Consider the following 12,714-nt stretch of genomic DNA (forward strand, 5'->3'; position numbering starts at 1 on the left):
TTTGGCAGGCCAGCTCAACAATAAAACCAAGGCTTTCCGAAAGGCTTTGAAGCCGCTTCAGAACTTGAAGACATTTGTCCTAAAGTTAATCAATTTCCCTGACCCGCCAAACTCTCCCGCTCCAAGCTCAGCAGTCAAGTGTCTCTTCCAATCCACCGGCTCCATAGAATGCCAGTCGGGGTACTGTCCGTAGCCCGCTCACTGCGCTTCCCTCCCTTACCGCCCCAGGACCGTCACTTCGCTGGCATGGGCTTGACACGAAAAGCGGCGGAAAGGCACTGGACACTTCCGCCGGGAAAAGGGGGCGCGGCAAGAAGATTGGCGAGAGATCATCCGGTGGTAGCCTTGCGGCCCCACGCCGGTTCCCTATGTACTCCCGCCGGGCATCCGCGCCCATAAACGATATGGCCAAACGGCAGAAGCGAACGGTCGCCTCCTCTGCTGCTAGCCGGCAGGCCGGATAATCCGATGACCATCCGCCCTGCTGGAGAAAGGTCCAGCGACAAGGCTCGGTGAAATGGAAGCACCTTAACTGGATGTAATTCCACCGATATTCGCCGGATAAAATGACTGCGCGACCAGAGTGATGAGATCCGTAGGTATTCCCATCGGACATTCGCGCCTTGCAACAGTCCGGCGACCAGAAGAGGATGGGACAACGGTTCTCTGTATGTAGTCCCATCAGCATTCGCCGGGTAAAGCTCAGTTCAATTCCAGCACTATCGGACAGGACTTCGGCCCTGCCCCGCCGTCTGCTGACGGCGAAAGTCATTTCACGCTATTCCGCTCGATATACGAGTCCGGCGACAACAATCAGACGGGACATCGAATCGTCAAAAGAGGTAGTCCCATCAGCATTCGCCGGGTAAAGCTCAGTTCAATTCCGCCATTATCAGACAGGGCTTCGGCCCTGCCCCGCCGTCTGCTGACGACGAAAGTCATTTCACGCTATTCCGCTCGATATACGAGTCCGGCGACAACAATCAGACGGGACATCGAATCGTCAAGAGAGGTAGTCCCATCAACATTCGCCGGGTAAAGCTCAGTTCAATTCCGCCATTATCAGACAGGGCTTCGGCCCTGCCCGCCGCCTTCTGACGACGAAAGTCATTTCACGCTATTGCGCTCGAGATAGAGGTCCGGCGACAAAAATTACTGGGACGTAGGATCTTCGGAGGATGTAGTCCCAGCCGCATTCGCCGGATAAACCGTTTTTATTGGACGCCGCCAAGCAACCTCCCTGTTCAGGCGGCCTTGGCCATCTGGGTCAATTCCACTGCTTCGATGGCGCGGACCCAGTGTTCGGCCCCGAATCCGCCGTTGGCAAACTCGGCCACCATCTCGAATACCGAGTCGCCGAAGCCACCGATATTGAGGATGTCGTCCTGGTCGGCCGCCTGGGTCGAGGCGCCCGGTTGCAGATCGATACACACCAGGCGGGCCTGCGGATTGCGCCGCTTCAGGATTTCCCACTGCGCCATGGTGGCGGTACGGTTGTGATAGCGTTGGTCGATCCACGATTCGTTATCCGACACGAAGATCACCAGATCGACCGGCTCGGACTGCTGGTTCAGCCAGGCCAGCGGCGCGCTGCACGAGGTGCCGCCCCCGCCGATTGCGGCCAGTTTCTGCGCATTGGTCATCACCGAGTCGCGCCGATTCAGGGTCAGATCGACCACCTTGTGCTCGAACGGCAGCACACGGGTAGCGGGATTGGTACGCAGCAAGGCTGCCGCCACCAACGCCGCCACATCGATGCAGCGCACCGAGCTGGTGCCGCCCTGACGCTGGCCGGTCACGGGGCTGGCCATCGAGCCGGACACGTCCGGACACACCACCACTCGGCCCGACAGTGCCGGCACATTGGCCAGCGCCAGATCCAGCGCATCCTGCAAGGCTTCGCGCACCACGGCCGGAACCTCGTCGCCTGCCATCTTGAACGCGCTCAGCAACTGGTACGGCAACACGCGCGAGCGTCGGATCAGATCGGGATCGGCCAGCCGACACGCCACCGTCTGCGCCACCCCCTTGATCTTGAAAGCACCGTTGCGAGCCAGGGTATTCAGATTCATCCGCAGCGCCTGCCAGCCCATCCGTTCGGCCAGCTCGCCCCACTGTGCGGCGCTCAGGGTTTCATTACTCAGCAGCAGGAAGGGCACATTGGGCAATTCCTCGTGGCGCTCGCGGAAGGCCAGCAGCGCCTGGGTCGCCGCCGGCAACGCCGAACGCTCGACCGGTCGGCCCAGTTGCCAGGCGAAGAAGGCTTCGCGCCACGGTTCAGCCGGTTTCGGGTGGACCATCTTCACCACATCGGCCAGCGAAGGCTGATTACCGACGGCGGCTTGCAGCAACTGTTGTTCATTGGCCTGGTTCAGCCAACCCTGTACCAGCCGCTTGGGCCGCGTACCCAGCGAGCGACGGCCGGTGGCACCGCTGCGCAGGATCTGCACCCAGGTACGCAGCATCTTGCCGTTATCGATCACCCGCTCGAACACCGGCGCCAGCCAGTCGGAGCGCTTGGCAGCCAGCACGGCCGTCAGCAGGGCTGCCATATCTTTCATATGGCCGCGTTCGCGGCAGTAGATCGCGGTCTTGGCGATAAACTCGGGATCGAGCGTTGCGCACAGCTTCAGCACCTGTTCAAGCTGGGTCTGGGCGTTCACATAAAAGGTACTGTTGAGGCAACCGGTCATCGCGTACTGCGCCAGTTGCTGCTTCGGACCACGCTGGTAAGCCGGGGCACCGGAAGCGTTGCGGGTATTGGTCACGGCCTTTTGCCGGCTATTGAACAGGTGCGGGTTGGCCATTCGGCGTCTCACTTTCTACGTTAGCGTTCTTCTTCGTTGGACCTCCTTATCGCAATGGCTGTGCCAGACACGCCGGCATGGTCGGCTGTCAAGCAGTAAGCATTTGTTGTATATACAAATTTGTCTGAATTCTGGTTTAATGCGCGACGCGCCGCCGTCCCGAGCAAGGCGCAATAAGCAATCCATACGGATAGCGATTTATCTGGATAGATAGGAAGCACAATGCGTAAGCAAGTGGTGTTCGGTTTTCTCGGCACTCAGCTCGACCAGGCCAGCCGGAGCATGGATCGCTGGACCCGTTGGCGGCCCACCGTGTCCTTATGTCAGCAGGAAGACCTGCTGGTCCATCGGCTCGAACTGCTGCATGACAGCCGCAGCCAGAGCCTAGCCGAGCTGGTCGCCGCCGATATCGGTGCCATTTCGACCGAAACCGAGGTCCGCCACCATGTGGTCAATCTGCGCGATCCATGGGACTTCGAAGAGGTCTACAGCGCCCTCCATGATCTGGCCGATGGCTACCCGTTCGATACCGACAACGAGGACTACTACGTCCATATCACCACCGGCACCCATGTGGCGCAGATCTGCTGGTTCCTGCTGACCGAGGCGCGCTATCTGCCAGCCCGCCTGCTGCAAACCTCGCCGCCCAATCGGCGCGACGAGCCGGAAAGCGCCGGCACCTATACGCTGATCGATCTCGATCTCTCGCGTTACAACAAGATCGCCAGCCGTTTCCAGCGCGAACAGGCCGATACGGTGTCCTTCCTCAAGTCGGGCATCGCCACCCGCAGCCCACGCTTCAACCGGATGATCGACCAGATCGAGCGGGTCGCCGCCCGCTCCAAGGCGCCGATGCTGCTGATCGGCCCGACCGGCGCCGGCAAGTCGTTTCTGGCCCGCCGGGTCTATGAACTCAAAAAGCAGCGCCATCTGATCCGTGGCCGCTTTGTCGAGATCAACTGCGCCACCCTGCGCGGCGACAGCGCCATGTCCACCCTGTTCGGTCACGTCAAGGGCGCCTTTACCGGTGCCCAGAACGAGCGCGCCGGCCTGCTGCGCAGTGCCGATGGCGGACTGCTGTTTCTCGATGAGATCGGGGAATTGGGGCTCGATGAGCAGGCCATGCTGCTCAAGGCCATTGAGGAGAAGCGCTTTTTCCCGTTTGGCGGCGACCGCGAGAGCGAAAGCGATTTCCAGCTGATCGCCGGCACCCACCGCGATCTGCGCCAGTGGGTGGCGCAGGGCCGGTTTCGTGAAGACCTGTATGCCCGGATCAATCTATGGACGTTCGAACTGCCGGGTCTGGCCGAACGCAGCGAAGATATCGAGCCCAACCTCGACTTCGAACTGGCCCGTTTCGCCCAGGAAAACGGCGAACAGGTCCGCTTCAATGTCGAAGCCAAGCGACGCTACCTGGCCTTCGCCACCTCACCGGGCGCCGCCTGGGCCGGTAACTTCCGCGAACTGTCGGCCAGCATCACCCGGATGGCCACGCTGGCCGAATCGGGCCGGATCACCGATGAGCTGGTCGAGGAGGAAATCGGCCGGCTGCGTAATACCTGGGCCGGCGAGGAAGAAGATACCTTGGGCGAACTGCTGGGCGCGGAAGCGCTGGAGAGCCTCGATCTGTTCGACCGGCTCCAGCTCCAGGCGGTCCTCAAAGCCTGCCACCGCGCCGCCAGCCTGTCGGAGGCCGGCCGGCTGCTATTCGATAAATCACGGCTGGAGAAGAAGCAGGCCAACGATGCCGACCGGCTGCGCAAATACCTGGCTCGCTTCGGCCTCGATTGGGCCATGCTCAAGGAATACGGCAACGGCGACTGAACGGCGTCGAGGCCCACCGTTCTCCCCCGCCAAGACTGCGCAAGCAGCGAAACAGGGGCACGCCGCCTGGCGGCTGATCAGACGACGGGTCATGGGGCTTAGGAAGCGGCAATGGTGCGGAACCCCTGGAGAGGCAAACGCCTCGCCGGCCTCTTCCACCCCATCAGACCAGCCGGGGTCGAGGTGCTCACTCAAGGTCGAGGACGAGCCGGCAATCCTGCTGGCCCCAGGTGTCCAGAAGCGTTGCCGGGCCAGCTCGAACGCTCAGTGATTAGCTAAATCAACGGGGGCGACAGCGACCGAGGCAGTGGGCGTCGGTTGCTGTCGCCCCGGTCTGGCGAAGCGGGCAGCGCTGCCGATCAGGCGGGCAGCACCATCACCGCATCGGCCTCGACCAGCGCACCCTTGGGCAGCGCAGCAGCCTGGACGGCAGCGCGGGCCGGGTATGGGGCGTCGAAATACTGGCCCATGATTTCATTGAGCCGGGCGAAGTTGCCCAGATCGACCACGAACACCCCGAGCTTGACGATATCTTTCAGATCGCCGCCGGCCGCCTGGCACACGGCGCGCAGGTTCTGGAACACGCGATGGGTCTGGGCTTCGAAGCCCTCGGCCATCTCGCCGCTGACCGGATCGAGGCCGATCTGGCCCGATAGATAGACCGTGGCGCCGACCTTGACTGCCTGGGAATAGGTGCCCACTGCCTTCGGTGCGGCATCGCTGTGGATGATTTCCTTCATTTCCATTCCTTTCTGTTGTTGGGTCTAACAAGTATTTTGCACATTATTTTATTTTTACTGGATGACACCTTCTGCCCGTTCAATCGTCAGGCAGAAAAACCTGCATTAGACGATTGAGGAAGCGCCGCCCCAGCGGGGTTGGCCGCAGCCAGCGCGGATCGGCGTCAAGCAGCCCCTGGGCCACGGCGGACTCGATCTGGCGCGCAATCGTGCCGATGCCAAGGCCCGTGCGTTCGGTAAACAGCTCGGTCGGTACGCCTTCGGTCAGGCGCAGCGCGTTCAACATGAATTCGAACGGCAGCTCGGCCTCGCTGACCACGGTTTCGGTCTGGCTGGGCTGAGCGGCCGCCACGCCCTTGAGATAGGCGGCCGGCTGCTTGTAGCGCGCCTGGCGCACGATGCGGTCATGAAAGCTCAACTTGCCATGGGCACCGGCGCCGATGCCGAGATAGTCGCCGAACGCCCAGTAGTTGAGGTTATGGCGCGCCCGATGGCCGGGCTTGGCATAGGCCGAGGTTTCGTAATGGTCGAAACCGGCCCGGGCCAGGCGTGATTCGATCGCTTCCTGCATTTCGGCCGCCAGATCGTCATCGGGCAGCTCAGGCGGATAGCGTGAAAAATAGGTATTGGGTTCGAGCGTCAGGTGATAGCAGCTCAGATGGGTGGGCGCGAACGACAGCGCCGTCTCCACGTCCTCGATGGCCTCGGCCAGCGTCTGTCCGGGCAGTGCGAACATCAGGTCGAGGTTGAAGGTATCGAAGGTCTCGGCCGCCAGCTCGGCCGCCCGCCGCGCCTCGCCATCGTCATGGATGCGGCCGATGGCCTTGAGATGGCGCGGATTGAAGCTCTGGATGCCCAGCGACAGCCGGTTGACCCCGGCCGCGCGATAACCCTGGAACTTGGCCGCTTCGACCGTGCCCGGATTGGCCTCGAGCGTGATCTCGGCCTCGGGCAGCAGACGCAGCCGGGCGCGCAGCCCGGCCAGCAACCGGTCGATCGCCTCGGGCGAAAACAGGCTGGGCGTGCCACCGCCCATGAATACCGTGTGGACCGGCCGTCCCCAGATCAGCGGCAGCGCGCTTTCGAGGTCTGCAAGCAGCGCGTCGATATAGCCCGTCTCGTCAAAGCCGTTGCGCGCCTCGTGCGAGTTGAAGTCGCAATAGGGGCACTTGCGCACGCACCACGGAAAGTGGACATACAGAGACAGCGGCGGCAGAGCGCTCAGACCGGGGCGCTGCGACAACACGGGAATCATTGGCGCGACCGGTAAGGATTGAGCAACTGTTCCACCATCTCATGGAGGGCGGCGCGCAGTTGCTGCTCAGAGACTTCCATCAACAACCCGTCTTCGAAGGCGTCCTGCGCCAGTTGGCGCAGTTCGTCAAAGTTTTCCTGCATCACCTTGACCTTCTCGGTGCACGACACCACCGAGCCGTCGTCGCGGACCCATTTCGGCCAGTTGCTCATAGTGACTCCTCGGCCAGCCGGGCCAGCAGCGCAGCCAGTGCGCGACCCCGGTGGCTGATCGGGTTTTTCTGCTCAGGGGTAAGTTCAGCCGCCGTCTTGCCCAGTTGCGGCAGCCAGAACAGCGGATCGTAACCAAAGCCGCCTTCGCCGCGCGGCGCGTACAGCAGCACACCGTCGATCCGGCCTTCGGCGATCAGCGGTCGCGGATCGTCGGCCGAGCGGACCAGCACCAGCACGGCGTAATAGAAGGCGCGGCGGTCGGTCGATTGACCGAGTTCCGCCAGCAGTTTCTCGTTATTGCGGGCATCGGACTTCGGTTCGCCGCCATAGCGGGCCGAATAGACGCCGGGCGCACCGCCCAATGCCGGGACACACAGGCCCGAATCGTCGGCCAGTGCCGGCAGTCCGGTGGCCCGGCTGGCATGACGCGCCTTGGCCAGGGCGTTTTCGATAAAGGTACAGTGCGGCTCCTCGGCCTCGCTGACCCCAAGTTGACCCTGCGGCACCAGCTCGATATCGACCTGGGCAAACAGACGGGCGAATTCACGTAATTTGCCGGCGTTATTGCTGGCGAGCACCAGTTGTTTCATGGCTGTGCGATACCTCGGTTGATGGCGGCGGCCAGCCGTTCCGGCTCGTCGCTGCCCAGAAGGAAACTGCTGCCATCACGCCGCCGCACCAGCACGGCGTCGAGGCCGACGATATTGTAGAGCCAGCCGCGCCGGGTCAGCCGGATACCCCAGCCATCGATCCAGCGGGTGCGGGTGATGGTGGCGTCTTGCAGGTCGGCCAGTCGTGCCCGACGACGGAACCAGCCGCCGCCGAAGCGCCAGCGCAGTTCATGCTGGTCGATCTCGATGGTAAACGAGCTGAACGCCGCCACGATCAGCAGATTGACCGCGCACAGCCCGCCGAGCAACCAGACCAGCCCCGGCTCGCGCCGCGCCACCACGCTCATCAGCAGCAGGATCGCCAGCGTCAGGACCGCCATCAGACTCCACAACCAGCGGCCCGACTGACGATGATGGTAGTGCGTGTCCGTCATCGGCTCAGGCCGCCTCGCATTCGACTTCCGCCAGTGCCGCGTCGATCAGTTCCGGCCCGGCACCGGCCAGACGCTGACTGTCCGACAGCCAGCGCCGCCAGGTGCGCGCCCCCGGCCGACCTTGATAGAGGCCCAGCAAATGGCGGGCGATATGCTTGACCTGGGTACGGCCACCAGCCAGCCGGGCGCTGATATAGGGCTGCATGGCGCGCGCCACCTCGGCCCGGCTCAGAGCCGGATCGGCCGCGCCGTAGTAGCGCCGGTCGACTTCGGCAAAGCTGTAGGGATCGTGATAGGCGGCCCGGCCTATCATCACGCCGTCCACCTGGGCCAGATGCTGATCGACAGCGTCCCAATCGCTGATGCCGCCGTTGATCAGGATTTCCAACTGCGGCAGTTCGCGCTTGAGGCGGTAGACATAGTCGTATTTGAGCGGCGGAATTTCGCGGTTTTCCTTGGGGCTCAGCCCTTTCAGAATGGCGTTGCGGGCGTGGACGATAAAGGTGTCGCAGCCGGCCTCGGCCACCTGGGCCACGAAATCGCGCAGGTATTCGTAGTGCTCGACCTGATCGATGCCGATCCGATGCTTGACCGTCACCGGAATCGCCACCGCATCGCGCATGGCCTTGACGCAGTCGGCCACCAGACCCGGCTCCGCCATCAGACAGGCGCCGAACGCCCCTGACTGCACCCGCTCGCTCGGACAACCCACATTGAGATTGACCTCGTCGTAGCCCCAGCGCTCGGCCAGCCGGGCGCAATGGGCCAGATCGGCCGGGTCCGAGCCGCCCAGTTGCAGGGCCAGCGGATGCTCTGCCGGATCGAAATCGAGAAAGCGGCCAGGATCGCCATGGATCAGGGCACCCGTCGTCACCATTTCGGTGTAGAGCCAGGCATGACGGCTGATTTGACGCAGGAAATAACGGTAGTGGCGATCGGTCCAGTCGAGCATCGGGGCCACGGCGATCCGGCGCGACGGCAAGGCAGCAGGCTTCATAGGGTGGAACGGCTTACGGCAGGCCCCGGCTGAGCCGGGGCGGGGTGAATCGGGGCAATTCAGGCGGCCAGCGCCGCTTTTTGCAGCTCGATCAGGCGGCTGATGCCGCTCTGGGCCAGATCGGTCAGCAGGTCGAGCTGGGCGCGGCTGAACGGCTCGCCTTCGGCCGTGCCCTGAATCTCGACCAGACCGCCGCGACCGGTCATCACCACATTCATATCGGTGTCGCATCCGCTGTCTTCGGGATAGTCGAGATCGAGCACCGCCACGCCCTGATAGAGACCGACCGAAACGGCGGCAACATGGTCGCGGATCGGATTGACGCTCAGGCGACCGTCGGCCAGCAGGGTCGAGATGGCATCGTGCAGGGCAACGAAGGCACCGGTGATGCTGGCGCAGCGCGTGCCGCCATCGGCCTGGAGCACATCGCAATCAAGGGTGATCTGGCGCTCGCCCAGGGCCTTGAGATCGACCACGGCGCGCAGGCTGCGGCCGATCAGGCGCTGGATTTCCTGGGTGCGGCCCGATTGCTTGCCCTGGGCTGCCTCGCGCCGGCTGCGGGTATGGGTCGAGCGCGGCAGCATGCCGTATTCGGCGGTGATCCAGCCTTCGCCACGGCCCTTGAGGAAGGGCGGCACCGTCTCTTCGATACTGGCGGTACACAGCACCTTGGTATCGCCCATCTCGATCAGCACCGAACCTTCGGCATGGCGGGTATAGCGGCGGGTGATGCGCACCGGACGCAAGTCGGTGGCAGCGCGTTGGGAGGGACGCATCGGCGCTCCTGCAAGCTGTTGGATAACCGGCGATTTTACCCGATCCATGCCCGCCGCAGCTTATTTTTTAGGCGGCTACTTCGAGTATTTCTTGATGGCGTTCTGGATTTCATTGATGGCCGCTTCGATATCGGCCTCGGTGATTTCCTTGCTTTCCTTGAGCGACTTGTCGGAGGCCAGTGCATTGAGCCGGGTGGTGACCTCACCGGCGGTGAGCTTCTTGGTCGATAGGGCACCGGCGATCGCCTCGTCGTCCTCGTCGTGCCAGTTGATCGCCACCGCAGTCAGATTGTCGCCATGCGGACCGCCGCGCACCTCGGCACGGTCGAGCAGCTGCGGCAGGGCATACAGCACCGGGTAGGAACTGAGCAGTTGTTCGAGTTCGTCCTGGGTCACGCCGCCCCACAGGCCGTCGGTACACAGCAGCACGCAGTCGCCGTCATGGAGCGGCACCTTGCCGCCGGTCTCGACTTCGGGCGGAAACATACTGCCCAGGCAGTTATAGATCTTGTTCTTCTCGGGATGGCGTTCGGCCTGCTCGGCGGTGATCCGGCCCATCTCGACCATCTGCTGCACCTTGGAATGGTCCTTGGTGCGCAGATGCTGCTTGCCCTGGCGCAGCAGATAGAGGCGCGAATCGCCCACATGGGCCCAGTAGATCACCCCATCTTGGATGATCGAGGCCACGCAGGTGGTACGCGGAGTTTCCAGCAGGCTGTGGTTGGCCGCGTAGTTGAAGATGGCGTCATGACACTTCATAAAGCCATCGACCAGAAACTGGTGCGGGTTGGGGATGGTCGGCCGGGCCTTCTTCTGGAACAGTTCAGCGAGCAGCTCGACCGTGATCTGGGCCGCCACCTCGCCGTGCAGATGGCCACCCATACCGTCGGCCACCACCATCAACAGCGCGTCGCGGCTATAGGAGTAGCACATCCGGTCCTGGTTGTAGGGCCGGGCGCCACGCCGGGTTTCCTGGAAAATCGTGAACTTCATGTCTGTTTATCTCCCCTGCCGCCGAGCTTGATCTGCCCGAGGCGACCAATCGTGTCGCGCAGGCCGGTCAGCAGGCCGGGTTTTTGCTGTGGCTCGGTCGCGACCGAGACCAGGGCTTTCTGGATTTCGCGCACACTCTGCGGACGCGCCAAAGGATCGAGCATCAGGCACCAATCGACCAGTTCGAGCAGGCTGTCGGAATAGCGACCAGCCCAGGCCTTTCTGACCGACTGGTAGCGGTCCTCCTTGGCACGCTGGTCGGCGGCCTGCGGCGCCATGCCCGACATGCAGGCAAACAGGCTGGCGCCGACGCTATAGATATCGCTCCACGGCCCCAGATTTTCGCGGTCGTTGTAGTGTTCGGGCGCGGCGAAACCGGGGGTGTACATCGGGGTGAACTTGTTGACCTGGGGGCCGAGCGCCACCCGGGCCGAGCCGAAATCGAGCAGCACCGGGCTGCCGTCGCGGCGGATATAGATATTGGCCGGCTTGATGTCGAGATGGAGCAGCTTGTGCAGATGGACTTCACGCAGTCCGTTCATCAAGTGGGCGAAAACGTAGAGGATCACGTTCTCGCGCACCCCGCCGTCGGAGAGCTGGATCTCCTTTTGCAGCGTGCGGCCGCGCTCGTACTCCATGACCATATAGACGGTCTCGTTGGCGCGGAAGAAGTTGATCACCCGCACCACATTGGGGTGCGAGATCGCCGCCAGCGTCTTGCCTTCCTCGAAGAAGCACTTCATGCCATGGCGGAACAGGGCGAGCTTATCGGCCGAGGTGGCAACCACCAGGTCGCCCTCCTTGCGCAGCGCCAGCGCATTGGGCAGATACTCCTTGATCGCGACGGGATGGTCGCTCTCGTCATGCGCCAGGTAGACGATGGAAAAACCGCCGGCCGACAGCTGCTTCACAATGGTGTAGTTGAGCAGCTGGTAGCCGCGCGGCAGCGGTGCGTTGGAAGATGTCGCCATCGGGCTATCGTTTCGCCTGTGGTATAGTCGGCCGGCCCTCGATAGAGCGGCCCTTGCGTCCGTCGGGCGCGCCCGATCGGCGTCGCCCCCGCGCCGTCCGGCCTCCTGGCCGGAAAACGGCAAACTCGTTAACGAATTGTGGTTTTGCCGGGGCGCAAAGTCAAAGCCCCTTACGCAATTGTCATCGGAGCCAGCATGATCCTGAGCATGACAGGCTATGCCGTCGCCAGCCGCGAACTGGCTGGCGGTCTACTGAGCGTGGAACTCCGCGCCGTCAACCACCGCTATCTCGACCTGTCGCTGCGCCTGCCCGACGAACTGCGCCAGCTCGAAAACCAATTGCGCGAAAAACTGGCCGGCCGGGTCAGCCGCGGCAAGCTCGATTGCCGGATCGGCTTCTCGGCCCGGGCGGAACAACAACCCAAACTCCAGCTCAATACGGCGCTGCTGTCCGATCTGGTCCAGCTGGCCGGCCACGCCCGCACCATCGCGCCCGGTGCCGGCGAACTCAAGCTGGGTGAACTGCTGCGCTGGCCTGGCGTACTGATCACCGACTCGGTAACGCCGGAAACCATGCAGCAGACCGCACTCGAACTGCTCGATCTGGCCCTGGCCGACTTCGCCGCCACCCGCGGCCGTGAAGGCAGCAAGCTCGCCGCCATGCTGCTTGAGCGGATCGACCGGATGGAGACGCTGGTCACCGAAATCGCCCCGCGCCTGCCCACCATCGTCGCCGCCTACGACGAGAAGCTCAAGACCCGGCTGCTCGAAGCGCTGGGCAGCCTCGACGACGACCGGGTGCGCCAGGAAGTGGCGCTGTTCGCCCAGAAGATCGACGTGGCCGAAGAACTGTCGCGGCTCAGCACCCATCTGGCGGAAATCCGCCGCATCCTCAAACAGGGCGGCGCCGTCGGCAAGCGGCTCGATTTCCTGATGCAGGAACTGCATCGCGAGGCCAATACCCTCGGTTCGAAGTCGGTGGCGCTCGAAACCAGCCAGGTCGCGCTTGAACTCAAGGTGCTGATCGAGCAGATGCGCGAACAGGTCCAGAACATCGAATAACCGAGACCAAGTAGAATAATACTACTAATATG

Annotated in this window: 12 protein-coding genes; 2 read left to right on the forward strand and 10 right to left on the reverse strand. The window is 63.0% G+C overall.

Going from position 1 to position 12,714, the window contains the following annotated elements:
- Positions 1–1,244 precede the first annotated feature (1,244 nt).
- Entirely contained in the window at positions 1,245–2,807 is a 1,563-nt protein-coding gene (locus ACFOW7_RS12350; RefSeq protein WP_378164644.1) for a TROVE domain-containing protein, read from the reverse strand.
- A 222-nt stretch (positions 2,808–3,029) separates the two neighbouring features.
- On the opposite strand from ACFOW7_RS12350, the gene rtcR reads away from it, so the two are divergent.
- On the forward strand, positions 3,030–4,631 hold the full coding sequence (gene rtcR, locus ACFOW7_RS12355) for an RNA repair transcriptional activator RtcR (RefSeq protein WP_378164646.1): 1,602 nt from the start codon (positions 3,030–3,032) through the stop codon (positions 4,629–4,631).
- A gap of 359 nt (positions 4,632–4,990) precedes the next feature.
- Here rtcR and ACFOW7_RS12360 read toward each other — a convergent pair whose 3' ends face one another.
- The 9 genes from ACFOW7_RS12360 to ACFOW7_RS12400 form a co-directional block, all read right to left on the reverse strand.
- Positions 4,991–5,371, reverse strand: a complete 381-nt coding sequence (locus ACFOW7_RS12360) for a Rid family detoxifying hydrolase (protein WP_378164648.1) — start codon at positions 5,369–5,371, stop codon at positions 4,991–4,993.
- Between the two features lie 79 nt (positions 5,372–5,450).
- Positions 5,451–6,626: a radical SAM family heme chaperone HemW gene (gene hemW, locus ACFOW7_RS12365; protein WP_378164650.1), complete on the reverse strand. Its 1,176-nt coding sequence runs from the start codon at positions 6,624–6,626 to the stop codon at positions 5,451–5,453.
- Positions 6,623–6,838, reverse strand: coding sequence for a hypothetical protein (locus ACFOW7_RS12370; protein ID WP_378164652.1), 216 nt, complete (start codon positions 6,836–6,838; stop codon positions 6,623–6,625). The genes hemW and ACFOW7_RS12370 overlap by 4 nt, the downstream gene beginning before the upstream one ends.
- Positions 6,835–7,428 (reverse strand): RdgB/HAM1 family non-canonical purine NTP pyrophosphatase, encoded by a 594-nt coding sequence (gene rdgB, locus ACFOW7_RS12375; RefSeq protein WP_378164654.1) that lies wholly within the window; start codon positions 7,426–7,428, stop codon positions 6,835–6,837. Before rdgB ends, ACFOW7_RS12370 begins: the two co-directional genes overlap by 4 nt.
- The gene (locus ACFOW7_RS12380) at positions 7,425–7,883 is read right to left on the reverse strand and encodes a hypothetical protein (RefSeq protein ID WP_378164656.1); all 459 of its coding nucleotides are present in this window, start codon (positions 7,881–7,883) and stop codon (positions 7,425–7,427) included. Before ACFOW7_RS12380 ends, rdgB begins: the two co-directional genes overlap by 4 nt.
- 4 nt (positions 7,884–7,887) lie before the next feature.
- Positions 7,888–8,880 (reverse strand): tRNA dihydrouridine(20/20a) synthase DusA, encoded by a 993-nt coding sequence (gene dusA / locus ACFOW7_RS12385; protein WP_378164658.1) that lies wholly within the window; start codon positions 8,878–8,880, stop codon positions 7,888–7,890.
- A 59-nt stretch (positions 8,881–8,939) separates the two neighbouring features.
- The gene (gene rph, locus ACFOW7_RS12390) at positions 8,940–9,656 is read right to left on the reverse strand and encodes a ribonuclease PH (protein WP_378164660.1); all 717 of its coding nucleotides are present in this window, start codon (positions 9,654–9,656) and stop codon (positions 8,940–8,942) included.
- A 75-nt stretch (positions 9,657–9,731) separates the two neighbouring features.
- Positions 9,732–10,649: a PP2C family protein-serine/threonine phosphatase gene (locus tag ACFOW7_RS12395; RefSeq protein ID WP_378164662.1), complete on the reverse strand. Its 918-nt coding sequence runs from the start codon at positions 10,647–10,649 to the stop codon at positions 9,732–9,734.
- Complete coding sequence (locus ACFOW7_RS12400) at positions 10,646–11,620, reverse strand: serine/threonine protein kinase (RefSeq protein WP_378164664.1); 975 nt, start codon at positions 11,618–11,620, stop codon at positions 10,646–10,648. The genes ACFOW7_RS12395 and ACFOW7_RS12400 overlap by 4 nt, the downstream gene beginning before the upstream one ends.
- A gap of 195 nt (positions 11,621–11,815) precedes the next feature.
- Here ACFOW7_RS12400 and ACFOW7_RS12405 point away from each other — a divergent pair, with 195 nt between their 5' ends.
- Positions 11,816–12,682: a YicC/YloC family endoribonuclease gene (locus tag ACFOW7_RS12405; protein ID WP_378164666.1), complete on the forward strand. Its 867-nt coding sequence runs from the start codon at positions 11,816–11,818 to the stop codon at positions 12,680–12,682.
- Positions 12,683–12,714: the final 32 nt, after the last annotated feature.

This window comes from Chitinimonas lacunae (assembly GCF_042650885.1).
Classification (GTDB): domain Bacteria; phylum Pseudomonadota; class Gammaproteobacteria; order Burkholderiales; family Chitinimonadaceae; genus Chitinimonas_A; species Chitinimonas_A lacunae.